16 protein-coding genes are annotated in these 15262 nt (G+C 62.0%); 12 read left to right on the plus strand and 4 right to left on the minus strand.

Annotation, left to right across the window (positions count from 1 at the left end; genetic code table 11):
• Nucleotide 1 precedes the first annotated feature (1 nt).
• From I6E73_RS06075 to dprA, 3 genes are read left to right on the plus strand one after another with little or no spacing between them, the layout of a single operon-like run.
• The gene (locus tag I6E73_RS06075) at nucleotides 2–358 is read left to right on the plus strand and encodes a YraN family protein (protein WP_197123870.1); all 357 of its coding nucleotides are present in this window, start codon (nucleotides 2–4) and stop codon (nucleotides 356–358) included.
• Nucleotides 355–1887 carry a YifB family Mg chelatase-like AAA ATPase gene (locus I6E73_RS06080; protein ID WP_197123872.1) on the plus strand — a complete coding sequence of 511 codons (1533 nt, stop codon included), beginning with the start codon at nucleotides 355–357 and terminating at the stop codon, nucleotides 1885–1887. The genes I6E73_RS06075 and I6E73_RS06080 overlap by 4 nt, the downstream gene beginning before the upstream one ends.
• A complete protein-coding gene (gene dprA / locus I6E73_RS06085) occupies nucleotides 1884–3167 on the plus strand; it encodes a DNA-processing protein DprA (RefSeq protein WP_197123876.1) in 1284 nt (427 codons plus the stop codon). The genes I6E73_RS06080 and dprA overlap by 4 nt, the downstream gene beginning before the upstream one ends.
• 50 nt (nucleotides 3168–3217) lie before the next feature.
• Here the strand turns inward: dprA and I6E73_RS14590 are convergent, their stop codons facing one another.
• On the minus strand, nucleotides 3218–3445 hold the full coding sequence (locus I6E73_RS14590; RefSeq protein ID WP_231600574.1) for an alpha/beta fold hydrolase: 228 nt from the start codon (nucleotides 3443–3445) through the stop codon (nucleotides 3218–3220).
• A 48-nt stretch (nucleotides 3446–3493) separates the two neighbouring features.
• Between I6E73_RS14590 and I6E73_RS14965 the strand changes: the two genes are divergently transcribed.
• From I6E73_RS14965 to I6E73_RS06110, 5 genes are all read left to right on the plus strand, one after another.
• Entirely contained in the window at nucleotides 3494–3835 is a 342-nt protein-coding gene (locus I6E73_RS14965) for a helix-turn-helix domain-containing protein (RefSeq protein WP_374189165.1), read from the plus strand.
• Nucleotides 3836–4027: 192 nt separating this feature from the next.
• On the plus strand, nucleotides 4028–5548 hold the full coding sequence (gene putP / locus I6E73_RS06095; protein ID WP_197123880.1) for a sodium/proline symporter PutP: 1521 nt from the start codon (nucleotides 4028–4030) through the stop codon (nucleotides 5546–5548).
• Between the two features lie 230 nt (nucleotides 5549–5778).
• Nucleotides 5779–5919, plus strand: coding sequence for a hypothetical protein (locus I6E73_RS06100; RefSeq protein WP_197123881.1), 141 nt, complete (start codon nucleotides 5779–5781; stop codon nucleotides 5917–5919).
• A gap of 9 nt (nucleotides 5920–5928) precedes the next feature.
• On the plus strand, nucleotides 5929–6858 hold the full coding sequence (locus I6E73_RS06105; protein WP_197123883.1) for a phosphodiesterase: 930 nt from the start codon (nucleotides 5929–5931) through the stop codon (nucleotides 6856–6858).
• Between the two features lie 75 nt (nucleotides 6859–6933).
• The gene (locus tag I6E73_RS06110) at nucleotides 6934–7806 is read left to right on the plus strand and encodes an NADPH-dependent oxidoreductase (protein WP_197123885.1); all 873 of its coding nucleotides are present in this window, start codon (nucleotides 6934–6936) and stop codon (nucleotides 7804–7806) included.
• Here I6E73_RS06110 and I6E73_RS06115 read toward each other — a convergent pair.
• On the minus strand, nucleotides 7803–8615 hold the full coding sequence (locus tag I6E73_RS06115) for an SDR family oxidoreductase (protein WP_197123887.1): 813 nt from the start codon (nucleotides 8613–8615) through the stop codon (nucleotides 7803–7805). The genes I6E73_RS06110 and I6E73_RS06115 overlap by 4 nt on opposite strands.
• Before the next feature lie 38 nt (nucleotides 8616–8653).
• Between I6E73_RS06115 and I6E73_RS06120 the strand changes: the two genes are divergently transcribed.
• Nucleotides 8654–9580 (plus strand): tyrosine recombinase XerC, encoded by a 927-nt coding sequence (locus tag I6E73_RS06120; RefSeq protein WP_197123889.1) that lies wholly within the window; start codon nucleotides 8654–8656, stop codon nucleotides 9578–9580.
• Between the two features lie 45 nt (nucleotides 9581–9625).
• Here I6E73_RS06120 and I6E73_RS06125 read toward each other — a convergent pair whose 3' ends face one another.
• A complete protein-coding gene (locus tag I6E73_RS06125; RefSeq protein ID WP_197123891.1) occupies nucleotides 9626–10204 on the minus strand; it encodes a MarR family winged helix-turn-helix transcriptional regulator in 579 nt (192 codons plus the stop codon).
• A gap of 77 nt (nucleotides 10205–10281) precedes the next feature.
• Here I6E73_RS06125 and I6E73_RS06130 point away from each other — a divergent pair, with 77 nt between their 5' ends.
• Complete coding sequence (locus I6E73_RS06130) at nucleotides 10282–12453, plus strand: MMPL family transporter (protein ID WP_231600575.1); 2172 nt, start codon at nucleotides 10282–10284, stop codon at nucleotides 12451–12453.
• A 62-nt stretch (nucleotides 12454–12515) separates the two neighbouring features.
• Here I6E73_RS06130 and I6E73_RS06135 read toward each other — a convergent pair whose 3' ends face one another.
• Nucleotides 12516–13007 (minus strand): M23 family metallopeptidase, encoded by a 492-nt coding sequence (locus I6E73_RS06135; RefSeq protein WP_197123893.1) that lies wholly within the window; start codon nucleotides 13005–13007, stop codon nucleotides 12516–12518.
• Between the two features lie 321 nt (nucleotides 13008–13328).
• Here I6E73_RS06135 and rpsB point away from each other — a divergent pair, with 321 nt between their 5' ends.
• Entirely contained in the window at nucleotides 13329–14291 is a 963-nt protein-coding gene (rpsB, locus tag I6E73_RS06140; RefSeq protein WP_197123895.1) for a 30S ribosomal protein S2, read from the plus strand.
• 11 nt (nucleotides 14292–14302) lie between these two features.
• Nucleotides 14303–15130 (plus strand): translation elongation factor Ts, encoded by an 828-nt coding sequence (gene tsf, locus I6E73_RS06145; protein WP_197106033.1) that lies wholly within the window; start codon nucleotides 14303–14305, stop codon nucleotides 15128–15130.
• Nucleotides 15131–15262 lie beyond the last annotated feature (132 nt).

Genomic DNA, 15262 nt, shown 5'->3' on the forward strand with positions numbered 1-15262 from the left:
CATGGCAGCAAAAGACGAACTAGGCGCGCACGGCGAGACCCTCGCGGCCGACCACCTCATCAGGTCAGGGCTCGAGATCCTTGATCGCAATTGGCGGTGCTCACAGGGCGAACTCGACATTGTGGCGCGGGAGCGCGACGAGCTCGTGTTCGTCGAGGTCAAGACTCGTTCGAGCGTGCTGTTTGGGCATCCATTTGAGTCGATCACTGCCACGAAACTTGCACGTTTGCGACGGCTCGCTGCGGCTTGGTGTGACGATCACCCCGGATCTGGTTCTTCCGTGCGCATTGATGCCGTTGCGGTAATTGTGCCCTCGCGTGGAACTGTCGAGATCGAGCACCTGAAGTGCATCTCATGATCGGCAGAACCTATGCCGTCTCCCTACTCGGCCTCGAAGGCGCCATCGTGGAGATCGAAGCCGACCTCTCCAACAACCTTCCCGGGTTCGTGCTCATCGGCTTGCCCGATACTGCGTTGGGCGAAGCGAAAGACCGCGTGCGGGCCGCAGCAACGAACTCCGGATGCGGGCTGCCGAACCGCAAAATCACCGTCAACTTGTCGCCAGCAGCGCTACCCAAACACGGCTCCGGTTTCGACCTAGGCATAGCCGTCGCGGCGCTCGCCGCGTCCGGAACCATCTCTGCAGAATCGATCGACCGGGTGCTCCATATCGGAGAGCTCGGGCTCGACGGGCGCTTGCGTCCGGTGAACGGTGTGCTTCCCGCAGTGCTCGCCGCATCGCGGGCCGGATTCACGACAGTGATGGTGCCGAGCGGCAACGCTGACGAGGCATCGCTCGTGCCCGACATGCGCGTGATCGCGGTGCCCTCACTGCGGGATGCCGCCATTTGGCATGGCGGAGAATTCGAGACTGAACCCGTTGAGGTGATCACGCGACCGGCCCCCGAGGCGGCCCCCGATACCGGTGGCGATCTTGCCGACATGATCGGCAGTAGCGATGCTATCGACGCAATGCTCGTCGCTGCAGCGGGTGGCCACCACGTGTTCTTGCTTGGCCCTCCCGGTGCGGGCAAAACAATGCTCGCGGCTCGACTTCCTGGGCTGCTGCCCGACCTCGATCCCCAAGCAGCTCTCGAAGTCTCCTCCATTCGTTCGTTGGCCGGGTTGCCGGTGGGCAGCAGTCTCACCACCCGGCCACCCCTCGAAGCGCCCCATCACACGGCGACGGCCGCGGCGCTCGTGGGAGGCGGCAGCTCGCAGATACGTCCGGGTGCTGCCGCCCGAGCCTCCGACGGAGTGCTCTTTCTCGACGAAGCACCCGAGTTTGCGCCGGCAGCGCTGGACGCACTTCGGCAACCGCTTGAATCGGGGGTTATCAGCATCCATCGGGCGAATGCGATTGCTCACTTTCCTGGCCGTTTTCAGCTCGTGATGGCGGCCAACCCCTGCCCCTGTGGGCAGTGGGGCGCCCGCGATAGTGAGTGCACCTGCCCGCCCAATAGTCGGCGGCGCTACCTCGCACGCCTGTCGGGTCCGCTACTCGATCGCATCGACATTCAATTTCGCGTCGAGCGCATCACGAGCGCTCAACTGCGGTTAGCGGGCGAGCGACCGTCTCTTTCGACGGCGGATGCCCGCGCCCGCGTCACAGCGGCCCGTCAGCGTGCGGCCGCTCGCCTTGAGACCACGCCGTGGCGGCTCAACTCTCACGTGCCGGGCTCGTATCTACGCGGTCGCGAGCTGCGGCTAGCGCCCAAGGTCACGGCGGGGCTTGACCGCGCTCTTGAACGCGGCGGCATCACGATGCGCGGGTATGACCGTGTGCTCCGCGTCGCCTGGTCGCTCGCTGACCTCGCCGACGATTCCCGGCCCGACGACACCCACGTCGGGCAAGCGCTCTATCTCAGAAAGGCCATGTCACAGTGAGCATATTTGGACTCAAAGAATCAGAAGTCGCCACCCTTGTGAAGGCAGTCAGCGTTGGCGGCGGTGATGATCTCGACCGCGACGCGATCGAAGAACGCTTCGCGCGTGCAACGTGGAGTGGCCTTGCGGAACCCGGCGATCGTCTTGCTGGTCGCGCCATTCAGCATCTCGGCGCCGTGCGAGCACTCGCCGGCGTTGTCGAACGCTGGGAACCAGAACGCTTCGCTGGCGCGCTGTCAACGGGCGGTGACGCGGTGGCTGATGGCGACATGGCTCAAGCAATCGAGCGCTGGATGCCGCGGCTCAAGTCCAACACCGCGCTCATCGCTCTGCGGCAGGCCGCCCGCTTTGGCGCACGCCTGCTCACGCCCCACGACCCCCTGTGGCCGTCGCGCCTCAACGATCTCGACTGGCACGCGCCCTCGGCGCTCTGGGTTCGCGGAACCGACGAAGCTCTTGCCGGAATCGATCGCGGCATCGCCCTCGTCGGCGCTCGTGCGGCAACCGGCTATGGCGAGCACATCACGATGGAAGCTTCCGCCGGTCTCGTCGATCGTGGCTACACGATCGTGTCTGGTGCCGCCTACGGAATCGACGGCATGGCCCACCGCGCTGCTCTCGCCAGCCAAGGACTCACTGTCGCCTTCCTCGCTGGGGGAGTAGACCGTTTCTATCCGAGCGGCCACGACGCGCTCCTCGGTCGCATCGTCGAAAACGGCGTCGTCATCTCGGAGTTGCCGTGCGGCTCACCACCCACCAAGTGGAGATTCCTGCAGCGCAACAGATTAATCGCTGCGGCAAGCCTGGCGACGGTCGTTCTTGAGGCGGGCTGGCGTTCGGGGTCGCTCAACACGGCAGGTCACGCCGCTGCCCTCGGACGCCCGCTCGGTGCAGTGCCCGGCCCGGTGACCAGCGCTGCCTCAGCAGGCTGCCACCGCCTCATCCGTGACTACGACGCCGTGTGCGTCACCAACCCCGACCAGATGGCCGAGCTCGCACCCCTCGAGCAAGCGCTCCTGTCGGTCGACGAGGCGACAGACTCCGCGGGCACTACACAAATTCCGAGTGAGCATTCGGATGCTGGCAGCCCAGCCAACACTGAGACCACACGCCTTCTCGACGCCCTCAGCGCTCGCAGCGCCCGCACCACCGATGACATTGCCGCGCGCAGCGGCCTCGCGATCTCCACGGTTCGCGCCCAACTCGGGTTGCTCGAACTCGACGGTCGCGTCGCCGAAACGGAGCGCGGGTGGAAGCGCGCAGCGAAGAACCGCGGCTAGCGGTGCTGAGTTACGCAGTAACCGCGCAGCCCAGCACCGAGCCAACTGTCTTACTGTGCCGGCGCTACAGCTCCCGTGGATTCCGCGGGCGCACGCCCCTCAAGGATGTCGACGAGCGTTGCATTCCATTCACTCCGGTTCTCGATGAAGGCGACGTGTCCGCTGTTTTCGAAATACGTCAAAGTCGAGGTGGGAATCAGGCGGTGAGCTTCTTCGCTCCACCGAGGATCCCCAATAGCGTCGTGCCGCCCCGAGAAAATATGCACCGGAGTCTGCACCGACGGGAGTACTCCACGCAGATCGTTGTCGATCAGCTGGGCCCGCTGATGGGCGGCACGTCTCGAGATCGGCGCTTGTTAGAAACCGCCCTGCGCTATCTCGACACTCAGGGTTCCGTATCCGGCGTTGCTTCGAGTCTTTCTATTCACGAAAACACCGTGCGCCAAAGGATGGCGAGACTCGATCAGTTGCTCCCCGGGTGGCGAAGGGCCTCGGAGTCTGGACGTGCACATCGCGTTGCGGACGCATGCGGTGTTGGATGCCGGCTAAGAGGCTGTCTGCGAAAGAGAGCCGGGGTGTCGGCCGTCGCGATCACACCCGCCGGCCAGCTAAAGGTGCTGTCCGGCGAAAAATTAGCACGGTTTGCGCCGTGTGAGCGCAAGGGGTGAAAGCTGTGAATGTCGCGCACGTCACGCAAGACTCCTGTGCAAACATGAGAATTCTGCCACATCACTGCGTTTGAGGCAGTAATCATTAGATTTCTTTACGTTTCATGTCGGGCTTTTTAGATTGTCACTAATCCTTATCTCTGCGAGGGTAGACAGGCTTAGCCCACGGATGTGTATAGGAAAGGCGACAAAATGAACGATCAGTTCTTCCAAATTATCGCGATGGTCATTTATTTGGCCGCAATGCTTGGGATCGGTTGGTGGGCGTACAAGCGCACCAGCAACCTTGACGACTACATGCTCGCTGGCCGCAAGCTCAGCCCCGGAGTCGCGGCGCTGAGTGCTGGAGCATCCGACATGTCAGGTTGGCTCCTTCTCGGACTCCCCGGCGCCTTCTACCTTGGTGGCCTCTTCCAGGGCTGGATCGCCATCGGCCTCACCATCGGTGCATGGCTCAACTGGAAATTTGTCGCACCGCGACTGCGTGCGTACACCGAGGTTTCCAAAAACTCGATCACACTGCCGAGCTTCTTCGAGAACCGTCTCCGCGACAAGTCACGCGTTCTGCGCGTCACTGCTGGAATCATCATCCTCGTCTTCTTCACCTTCTACGTATCCTCCGGAATGGTCGCCGGTGGCGTCTTCTTCCAGAGCGCATTCGGCTCTGAATACTGGATCGGAATGCTCGTTGTTGGTGGAGTAACCGTTCTCTACACCCTCTTCGGCGGATTCATCGGCGCCACCTACACCGACGTCGTGCAGGGCATCATGATCTTCCTCGCCCTCATCGCAGTGCCCATTGTCGGCATCACGCAGACCGGTGGAGTCGCCAACACGATCGAATCGATCCGTGCAGCGAACACCGAAATTGATATGTTCAGCCTCTTCACCGGCGGAACAGTGCTCGCCGCGATCTCCGCAGCAGCGTGGGGCCTCGGTTACTTCGGCCAGCCACACATCCTCGTACGCTTCATGGCGCTTCGCTCTCCTGGAGACGCCGTAGCCGGTCGCCGCATCGGTATCAGCTGGATGATCATCTCCGTTATCGGCGCCATGGCATCCGCCCTCATCGGTGTTGCGTACTTCCAGCAGCACCCTGAGCTCACGCTCGATAATCCTGAGCGCGTGTTCCTCGAACTTGCACAGATCTTCTTCCACCCGCTGATCGCGGGCCTTGTCCTCGCAGCAGTACTCGCCGCCGTCATGAGCACGATTTCGTCGCAGCTCATCGTGTCGTCATCGGCACTGGTCGAGGACCTCTTCAAGATCGTCGCCAAGAAGGAAGCAACACCCAAGGCTCAGGTCATCCTGGGTCGTATGGGCGTACTGATCGTCTCGGTCGTCGCGATCATCCTCGCGTGGGACCCCGACTCGTCGATCCTGAGCCTCGTCGCTTACGCGTGGGCTGGCTTCGGTGCCGCCTTCGGACCGATCGTTATCCTGTCGCTCTTCTGGCGCAAGCTGACCAGCGTCGGAGCGATTGCTGGAATGATCGCTGGCGCAGTCACCGTCGTTATCTGGGGCAACGTTCCCGTATTGACGGGCGCGATGTACGAGATCGTTCCTGGCTTCGCGCTCAACATCATCGTTGCCGTAGTCGTGAGCCTGCTCACCTTCAAGAACAGCGACAAAATCACTGAAGAGTTCGATACCACTCTCGAAAGCGTGCGTACCGGAACAGTTCAGCTGCCGGTAATCCCTAAGAACAACTAGTTATCCACGTGCGCGCGTCTAGTTGAGCGCGACCGCGAAGAAATGCCCGCCCCACAGTTGTGGAGCGGGCATTTCTAGTTGAGCGACGCGGCTACTTCTCCGTCCTCGGCGCGGGGTGTTGGAAGCGCACGCTGCCCTCATTGAGCCCCACGCGGCGACAAATCGAGTACTTTTCGAACGGGTGCGGGTGCGGGTGCGGGTGTGGGATCGCTGAAGACTGCGGTAGCGAGATGCTCTGCACGATAGGCCCAGCGCTGGTGGCGTACCGCGCCTTCATGATCTCCTCCATCGACTCGGTGATCTTGCCTGCCGCGGGAGTGCGCCGCACCACAATCTATAAATTCGCGGTGGATGACAGCCGTGCGGCTTAGGCTTGCCGTGTGATTCAACTCGGCCAGTACCCAGCACCCAGCCACGTCATCGCGCATGTCAGTGATACTCATCTGCTCGCGGGCGGTCGACCGCTCTATGGTGCGGTCAACACGATTGATCACCTCGAGCAGGCGCTGGCCCAGCTTGAGCGTTCGACGGCGCACCCTCAAGCCATTGTGTTTACGGGAGACCTCGCCGACTTGGGCGAGCCCGATGCTTACGTGCGCTTGCGCGCCATCGTCGAACCCGCGGCCAAACGAATGAACGCCGAGATCATCTGGGTCATGGGCAACCACGACGAGCGCGCCCAGTACTCGTCACTCCTTTTTGGCGAAGAGTCGGATGCCCCGCAAGACTGCGTGTACATGATCGACGGGTTGCGCATCATCTCGTTCGACACCACCGTGCCCGGCTACCACCACGGCGACATTAGCGACGAACAGCTGGAATGGCTGCGCGCGGAGCTCGCCACCCCGGCCCCGCATGGCACTCTTCTTGCGGTGCATCATCCGCCCATCCCAACTCCGATGTTGGAGGCGATGGGGATGCTCGAATTGCAGCGCCAAGAACGGCTTGCAGAGGTCCTTGAGGGCAGCGACGTTCGCGCGATTCTGGCAGGCCACTTGCACTATTCGACGCATTCGACGTTCGCTGGCATCCCCGTTTCAGTCGCGTCCGCAACGTGTTACACCCTCGACCTCAGCGCCCACGAACGGCTGCTTTCCGGCGTCGACTATGGGCAGTCCGTTAACGTCGTTCATGTCTACGACAAGCAGACCGTGCACTCGATCATCCCGGTGGGTGACACCGCCGAGATTACCGGCCACTCGTCTGAAGCCTGGGCTCAGATCGAATCGATGACGCCCGAGCAGCGACTCGAAACTTTCTCGGCCAAGAACTCCACGTTCAATGCGGCTGAAGTGGCGGCATCCGACTAGCTCGGGCGTGATGCGCGCTTCTCGCCCGCGTCGCGCGTGCACGAAGCATCCAGTGCACCGTGAAATCATTGAGCTATGACTTTGGGCTCGACACACACCGCACCGGCATCTCGAATCGAACAAGAGCGGCGGGAGATTTCGCCCGAGTTCATTACGGACACGATCCGGGTGCTCACGAGCCACGAGTCCATCCGTAGCTTTGAAGCGACCCCGATTGCGGCGGAAGCCCTTGATGCCATTGTGGTGTCGGCCCGCAGTGCTCCTACGTCGTCCAACTTGCAGGCATTCAGCATCATCGTCGTCGAGGATGCGGAGCGTCGTGCCCGGCTAGCTCACCTGGTCGGCGACCAGCGTTACGTTGCCGAAGCGCCCGTCATGCTCATATTCTGCGCTGACGTATCGCGCTTCCATTACCTCGCCGAGCGTCAGGGGCACAGCTTCGACGCCGACAACCTCGAGATGTTCTTGACGGCATCCATCGATGCCACTCTCGCGTTAGAGAACGCACTGGTGGCGGCCGAGTCGCTCGGCCTGGGGGCTGTGCCGATTGGTTCTGTGCGCAACAACCCTACGGCCATTGCCGAAGAACTGGGCCTGCCGCAGGGAGTCTTTGCTGTTGCCGGTCTCACGCTCGGCTATCCGCGCGCGGGTGTGCGTCGGGGGAGCAAGCCCCGGTTGTCGAGTGACGCTGTCGTGCACCGTGAGCAGTATTCGGGTGCCGAAGTCGAGAAGCACGTCAGCGACTACGACGACGTCATGATTGCCAATGGCCTCTATGCCGGGCGTCAGGTCGCGAGTGGGGGCGTGCAGATTCCGGATGCGGAATACGGCTGGGCTGAGCACACTGCCCGCCGCACTAGCAAGCCCGAGGGTGTCACCGGGCCTTCAGTTGCCATGCGCGATCATCTTAAAGACGAGGTCGAAGCGCGCGGTTTTAGAATCCGCTAGCGCCCGAGGGTGCTGTCGTCGCTAGCGCGGCTTGCTCTCGCCACGAACACCATGATCACTGGTTGGGCCACTTTCATGAGGCCCCAGACCAGTTTGTAGCGCACGCTCGGCACCGACACGGCGCGACCGCGTGCTGCTGCACGCAGGGCGGAACGAACTACAAATCCAGCATCGAGCCACATCCATCGCGGCGCCATGTCGGCGCGCTCAATGCCAAGACGAGCGTGGAATTCGGTGCGCACGAATCCGGGCGCGACTGCGCTGAATGTCACCCCACGGTGGCGGTAGTGGGCATTTGCCCAGCGGCTGAAGCTCAGCGGCCACGATTTGGCGGCGCTATAGAGACCGAGCGGTGCTCCGCCGGCAATGCTCGCGACGGTGAGCACGGTGCCGCTACCGCGACTCAGCATTCCACTGAGCACGGCATGGCTGAGGCGCAGCGGGACGGTCGCGAGAATCTCCAGCATGCGCGCCTCATCATCGATGGAGTTCGTTTCGAATTCTTGCGGCAAGCCATAGCCGGCGTTGTTAACCAGGTAGCTGATGGGAGCATCCGACGCTTGCAGTCGCTGTTCCACGAGGGCACGGTCGTCGACGTTAGTGAGGTCGGCTCTGAGCACTTCGGTCGTGACGCCGTAGCGCGAGTGCAACTCGGTCGCGACAGAGTCGAGCCTGGAACGATCGCGAGCGACTAAGACAATGTCGTACCCGGCTGCAGCAAGTTGGTGCGCGAACTCTGCCCCGAGGCCGGAGGTCGCTCCGGTGACGAGCGCAGTGCCAGCATGGGGTTGTGGGGCCTGAGTGGTCATCCCGAAACGCTATCGTGCCGAGGCGTATTGTTCGAAGCATGCCGCACGATAGAGGGGTGAGCCTGCCGCGTCGTGTTGATGAGTTCGTCGAGTACCTCTCGGCAGACCGCGGCTTCAGCGTGCACACGGTTCGTTCGTATCGCTCTGATCTCACCAACCTCGTCACATTCGCTGCCGAACGTCTGGCGACAGAGCCCGCTGATCTCGATCTCGAGCTCTTGCGCGAGTGGTTGTGGCAGTCATCCCAAGAGGGGCTCGCGAAAGCCACATTGGCGCGTCGGGCTGCTGCTTCGCGAGCGTTCAGCGCGTGGTTGGCTCAGAACAATGTCATCGAAGTGGATGTCGCGGCTCGCCTCAAGGCCCCCAAGGCCGAGCGGCACTTGCCCCGGGTTCTCAATCGCGACCAGATGGCTCAGATGTTGCAGAGTGTTGAGGCGCGGGCATCCACGGCGGATCCCGTCGCGTTGCGGGACAGGGCCATTGTCGAGCTCCTCTACGCGTCTGCGTTGCGGGTGAGCGAGCTTGTCGGGCTCAGTGCGAATGACGTGGATGATTCCCGACTAACGGTGCGCGTCATGGGTAAGGGCTCGAAGGAGCGGGTGGTGCCTTTTGGCATTCCAGCTCAGCACGCGATCGCTGATTATCTCAAGCGCGGACGACCTCAGCTCACCGCCGAAAACGGGGGAGCGGCACCGCTATTCGTGGGCGCCCGCGGCAAGCGGGTCAGTGCGCGCACGGTGTATGAAGTGATCGCGCATTTGTTGGCGGACGTTCCTGGTTCGGGTGGGTCAGGGCCACATACGCTGAGACATACGGCCGCAACTCACTTGTTGGATGGCGGCGCTGATTTGCGCGCTGTTCAAGAACTTTTGGGGCATGCGAGCCTCGGCACTACCCAGCTCTACACGCACGTGTCGACTGAGCGGTTGCGTGAAAGCTATCGCACGGCGCATCCGCGCGCTTAACCATCACCAGCGGGCAGCGATCATCCGCGCGGTGTGTGCTGCTCGTTAGGGAAGAAGCGGCCCGTTGCTGATGTGATTCTCTGGCTTCCACGAGGTGCGACGGGGGCCGGGCAGGTCGATCTTGGGTGGTGCAACGGCCGGCTTGGGGGCGGGAACGTCGGCGGGCTCGGGCAACTGTGCGCGATAGATGGCGACGACCTGGTCGAGGTAGCGCTCAATGACGTCTTTCTCGTCGTCATCGAAATTGTCGAGAACACTATCGATGCCCATGATCATCGGCATGAGGGTTGCCATCGCGGTTTCCACGGAGCGCGGGTTGGGCACCACAACGATGCTGCGGCGATCGGTCGGATGCTGGGCGCGCGTGACATGGCCGACTCCAATAAGGCGGTCGATGACGGCGGTGACGGCAGGTGTTGAGATGTTGAGGCGCCGAGAGAGTTCGGTGGGCGGCAGGGGGCCGCTCATGATCAGGTGTTCCATCGCTTCAAGGTCGGTGGCGTTCACCGAGAGCGTGCGGCCCACGTGTTGTTCGAACTCTTCACTCGTATCGAGGATGTCGCGCAACAGCTGGGTGGGGCGCCGCGCTTGAGGTCGCTCCATGGGGGGCTCGGTGGGTTGCATGGTCTCTACTTTACCGGTAGGTTTCTAACTTGTCTAATATCTAGTTAATCGAAGTACTTTTCTTCAGAAGGAGAGCGATGTCTCGCCTCAGGACGTTCATCACCGCCCGCCGCACTTCGTGGATCGTATTGGTTGCCGCTTTTCTTGCGGCCGGAGCGATCTTCGCCGCGGGTTCGGGCAACGAGGAGGGCGCGCTTCCCGGCATCGGCCTGCCGGATTCCGCCGAATCTGCCCAGGCTGCGGCAGCGGCAGAGGACTTGCCCGGCGCGGATTCCACCGTGGCGTTGCTCGTCTACACCCGTGACGGTGCCGACCTCACCGACGACGACATCGCGGCGATCACGTCGGCGACAGCGTCGCTCAGCGACCTCTCTGCTGAAGGATTCGTTCCGCCGGCCTCGTTCTCCGACGACGGCACCACAGCGCTCGTCACCGTTCCGCTCGACACACTCTCCGAGGCCGGCGAACAAGCCGAGCGGGCAGACGAGATTCGCACCGAAGCCAACGCTGACCTTCCGAGCGGGCTTTCCGCTCTCCTGAGTGGTCCAGAAGGATTCGCAGTCGACATCGCCGCCGTCTTTGAAGGCGCAGACTTCACCCTTCTCATCACCACCGTGATTGTTGTCGCGGTGCTCCTGCTCGTGACGTACCGCAGCCCCTGGTTGTGGCTGGTGCCGCTCATCGTTGTTGGTACCGCTGACGGTCTTGCCGGAATCGTCGCGGCCCGGGTGGCCACGCTCGCCGGCATCCAGCTGGATGCCTCGGTCACTGGAATTCTCTCGGTACTGGTCTTCGGTGCCGGCACCAACTACGCGCTGCTCTTGATCGCTCGATACCGCGACGAATTGCGCTTGGAAGAAGACCGTCGCGAGGCGATGTCGCGAGCACTGCGCGGAGCTGGCCCCGCCATCATCGCCAGTGGCAGCACAGTGGTGCTCGCCCTCCTCACTCTCGTATTCGCGGAGCTGCAGGGCAACCGTGCGCTCGGCATCGCGTGTGCCACGGGAGTCGTTATTGCCATGATCTTCGCGCTCGTTGTCTTGCCGGCCGCTCTCGTCTTGTTCGGTCGTGGTCTCTTCTGGCCGTACATCCCCAAGTTCGGCACGGAAGGCAGCGCCGAGCGCGGTGTCTGGCACAAGCTGGGCGTTCTCGTCTCCAAGAAGCCTGTTGCCGTAGCTATCTTGGGTGCGATCGTGCTGGGCGCTCTTTCCTTGGGTGTGCCGCAGATCAAGATCGGTCTCTCGCAGACCGAGAGTTTCACGCAGGTTCCCGAAGCGGTTCAAGGTCAGGAACTCATTGCTGATGCCTTCCCCGCTGGTAGTGGTTCGCCGGCATCCGTCATCGTGAATTCTGACTACACCGAGGAAGCGGCCCAGGCTGCCGAGGGTGTTGACGGCGTCGACGCTGTACGGATCGGTGAAAGCACCGACACCATCACGCAGATCAGCGTGGTGTTGGATGACGCGGCCGAAACTGAGGGCTCGTTCGCCGCTATTGAGGCTCTTCGCGCTGAACTCTCCACGATCGATGGTGCTGATGCGCTCGTCGGCGGGTTGGATGCGCAGGCTCTCGACGTGCAGCGTGCCCAGCAGCATGACCAAGATCTGGTGATCCCGCTCATCCTGGGGCTCGTGTTCATCGTGCTGGTTCTCCTGCTGCGTTCGCTCGTGGCGCCCATTCTGTTGCTGCTCACGGTGCTTGCTTCGTTCTTTGCGAGCTTGGGTGCGAGCTGGTTGCTGTTCCAGTCGGTCTTCGGATTCCCGGCGATCGATACCAATGTGGTGCTGTTTAGCTTCCTCTTCCTCGTGGCCCTCGGTGTGGATTACAACATCTTCTTGGTCACGCGGGCTCGAGAAGAAGCGGTCGAGCACGGCACACGCCAGGGAATGATTCGCGCGCTCTCCTCGACCGGTGGCGTCATCACGAGCGCGGGTATTTTGCTCGCCGCGGTGTTCGCTGTGTTGGGTGTTCTGCCGCTCATCACGCTCACGCAGATCGGAATCATCGTCTGCATTGGTGTGCTGCTCGACACTCTTCTTGTTCGCACGGTGATCGTGCCGTCGCTTGCGTTCATGCTTGGCGAGAAGTTCTGGTGGCCTGGGCGCGTTATCTCGGTCGGTGCAGAAGTGCGCACCCCGAAGCGTGCCGCAGCAGAGCACGTTCGCGAACACGCTCCGTCTCACTCTGAAGATCACGCTCCGAAGCACGCCGAGGGTGACCACTCGCCAAAACACAGCATCGACGCTTAGGCAACGCACAACTCGGATGCTCGCCCTAGTCGGGCCCGTAGGCGCTATGCGCTCGGGCTCGGCTAGGGCTTTCGTGTCGGCAGCAGTATCGCGCGAGGGATTGCGCCGAGGTAATTCAGCGGCGACACATATTCGCCATCGAGGCGCACCCCAAAGTGGATGCACGTGACCGAGCAGTGTCCGGGCTGCAGCTCGCCAATCACCTCTCCCTGCTGCACGGAGTCACCGCGGGCCAGCGTGGTGGTGACGGGCTCGTAGCTCGTGATGAGCCCGCCAGAGTGCCGCAATGACAGCACGGGGCGATCTACAACGACTCCCGCGAAGTGCACGACACCCGCGGAGGGAGCTCGCACCTCAGTCGTGGTGCCAGCGCCAATGTCGATTCCACGATGTCCCGCCGAATACTCCGTCTCCGGCGCGATATAGGGGCGGATGATCGGATGCGGTATCGCCACTGGCCAATCCCACTCGGTGGTCGTGGTCGCGCGCGCGCTCGCGCCGGTGACCGCCACCACGAGGAGCGCAAGAATCATGGATGCAGGGGTTCGAAACATCCATTCAGAGTGCTCGTCTGACCTTCCTTATAGCGGCCGAAATAGACATCAGTGGAAACCTGTCCCCTGTGATGCTGTTGTGGGGGAGCGATGGTATGATTTTGGCAGCACCGCGTGTATTCGCGGTGACTACGCGTGCCCCGTTGCAGTACAACTACCGCAGCACACGGCCGCTATCTCCACTCAGTCCCCTCTCGTGCACCATTGCGTTGGGGGCGGAGGTATGCCCGGGCACTAGGATTCGCGCCAACCGGTCGCGAGTATTAACTGAGAAGGCCATTGCCGCCACGTGCGCCAGTGAGCCAGAAAAGGAGAACGGCCATGGCCGTCGTAACCATCCGCCAGCTGCTCGACAGCGGCGTACACTTCGGACACCAGACTCGTCGTTGGAACCCGAAAATGAAGCGCTTTATTCTGACCGAGCGCTCGGGCAGCCACATCATCGACTTGCAGCAGTCGCTTGGTTACATCGACGCTGTCTATGACTACGTCAAGGAGACGGTCGCCCACGGCGGAACCATCCTCTTCGTCGGTACCAAGAAGCAGGCACAGGGAACCATCGCTGAGCAGGCACTGCGCGTAGGCCAGCCCTACGTCAACCAGCGCTGGCTCGGTGGACTCCTCACCAACTTCCAGACGGTTTCCAAGCGTCTTGCACGCATGAAGGAACTTGAAGAGGTCGACTTCGACGACACCACTCGTGGTTTCACCAAGAAGGAACTGCTCATTCAGAAGCGCGAGCTTGTGAAACTGCAGAAGAGCCTCGGTGGTATCCGTAACCTCACGAAGACCCCTTCGGCGATCTGGATCGTTGACACCAAGAAGGAGCACCTCGCTATTGACGAGGCTCACAAGCTTGGTATCCCCGTTATCGCCATCCTCGACACCAACTGCGACCCCGACGACGTTGCGTACCCGATCCCGGGTAACGACGACGCCATCCGCTCGGTTGGTCTGCTCACGCGCATCGTTGCTGACGCTGCTGCTGAGGGCCTCATCCAGCGTCACCAGAAGCCAGAAGAGGGCAAAGAAGTAGAGCCCATGGCTGCTTGGGAAGCTGAGCTTCTTGGTCAGGCTGACGCCGATGCTGCTGCAGCAAAGACCGAAGAGCCCAAGGCCGAAGAAGCCAAGGCTGAGGAAGCTAAGGCTGAAGAGCCCAAGGCTGAAGAAGCTAAGGCCGAAGAGCCCGCCAAGGCAGAGGAAAAGGCTGAAAAGGCCGCCGCTAAGCCCGCAGCAAAGAAGACCCCCGCGAAGGCTGCAGACGCAGCTGACGACAAGAAGTAAGGATTCGAACAATGGCAGACTTCAGCCTCGAAGACCTCAAGACCCTGCGCGAGCGCCTCGGCACCGGCATGGTTGAAACCAAGAACGCTCTCGTTGAGGCAGGCGGTGACCTCGAAAAGGCCACCGAACTCCTGCGTCTGCGCGGTGCCAAGAGCAACGCAAAGCGTTCTGACCGTTCCACCAGCGAAGGCCTCATCGCCGCGAAAGCCGCTGGCGGATCAACCACCATCATCGAGCTCGCCTGCGAGACCGACTTCGTTGCCAAGGGTGACAAGTTCGTTGCTCTCGGCGAGGCCGTTGCTACTGCAGTTGCTGAGTCCGGCGCGTCGACCGTAGAAGAGGGCCTCGCAGCCCCCGCTGGGTCGTCGACTGTCGAACAGCTCATCAACGATGAGGCTGCGATTCTCGGTGAGAAGTTCGAACTGCGTCGCCTGACCAAGGTCGAGGGTGACTCGTTCGAGGTCTACATGCACCGCACCAACAAGGACTTGCCTCCGCAGGTCGGCGTTGTTGTCGCGTACACGGGTGACGATGCAGAGACCGCTCGCGGAATCGCGCAGCACATCTCGTTCGCTGCTCCGACCTACCTTTCGCGTGAAGACGTTCCGGCAGATGATGTCGAGAACGAGCGTCGTATCGTTGAAGAAATCAGCCGCGGAGAGGGCAAGCCTGACGCTGCGCTCCCCAAGATCGTTGAAGGTCGTCTCGGTGCGTTCTTCAAGCAGGTTGCCCTGCTTGACCAGGACTACGCTCGCGACAACAAGGTTTCGGTCGCCAAGGTTGCCGCTGACGCGGGCATCACCATCACTGGTTTTGCACGCTTCAAGGTAGGCGCCTAACACGCATATCGATGAAGGCCCGAGGCGCTAGTGCCTCGGGCCTTTGTTGTGTGCCGCCGCGGATCAGGCGGCCCATCACGGTGTTTGCGGCGAATGTGCTGTGCGCCCGTGCTGAACTCTCCGCAACGCAAT

It is taken from the genome of Salinibacterium sp. SWN248, assembly GCF_015864575.1.
Lineage (GTDB): Bacteria > Actinomycetota > Actinomycetes > Actinomycetales > Microbacteriaceae > Rhodoglobus.

What these genes read in the sequence shown, in the direction of transcription:
- I6E73_RS06130 (WP_231600575.1), top strand. Translation starts at nt 10,282, where the DNA reads ATGTCTCGCCTCAGGACGTTCATCACCGCCCGCCGCACTTCGTGGATC.
- putP (WP_197123880.1), top strand. Translation starts at nt 4,028, where the DNA reads ATGAACGATCAGTTCTTCCAAATTATCGCGATGGTCATTTATTTGGCC.
- rpsB (WP_197123895.1), top strand. Translation starts at nt 13,329, where the DNA reads ATGGCCGTCGTAACCATCCGCCAGCTGCTCGACAGCGGCGTACACTTC.
- I6E73_RS06120 (WP_197123889.1), top strand. Translation starts at nt 8,654, where the DNA reads ATGCCGCACGATAGAGGGGTGAGCCTGCCGCGTCGTGTTGATGAGTTC.
- I6E73_RS06080 (WP_197123872.1), top strand. Translation starts at nt 355, where the DNA reads ATGATCGGCAGAACCTATGCCGTCTCCCTACTCGGCCTCGAAGGCGCC.
- I6E73_RS06125 (WP_197123891.1), bottom strand. Translation starts at nt 10,204, where the DNA reads ATGCAACCCACCGAGCCCCCCATGGAGCGACCTCAAGCGCGGCGCCCC.
- I6E73_RS06115 (WP_197123887.1), bottom strand. Translation starts at nt 8,615, where the DNA reads ATGACCACTCAGGCCCCACAACCCCATGCTGGCACTGCGCTCGTCACC.
- I6E73_RS06110 (WP_197123885.1), top strand. Translation starts at nt 6,934, where the DNA reads ATGACTTTGGGCTCGACACACACCGCACCGGCATCTCGAATCGAACAA.
- I6E73_RS06100 (WP_197123881.1), top strand. Translation starts at nt 5,779, where the DNA reads ATGCTCTGCACGATAGGCCCAGCGCTGGTGGCGTACCGCGCCTTCATG.
- tsf (WP_197106033.1), top strand. Translation starts at nt 14,303, where the DNA reads ATGGCAGACTTCAGCCTCGAAGACCTCAAGACCCTGCGCGAGCGCCTC.
- I6E73_RS06075 (WP_197123870.1), top strand. Translation starts at nt 2, where the DNA reads ATGGCAGCAAAAGACGAACTAGGCGCGCACGGCGAGACCCTCGCGGCC.
- I6E73_RS06135 (WP_197123893.1), bottom strand. Translation starts at nt 13,007, where the DNA reads ATGTTTCGAACCCCTGCATCCATGATTCTTGCGCTCCTCGTGGTGGCG.
- I6E73_RS14965 (WP_374189165.1), top strand. Translation starts at nt 3,494, where the DNA reads ATGGGCGGCACGTCTCGAGATCGGCGCTTGTTAGAAACCGCCCTGCGC.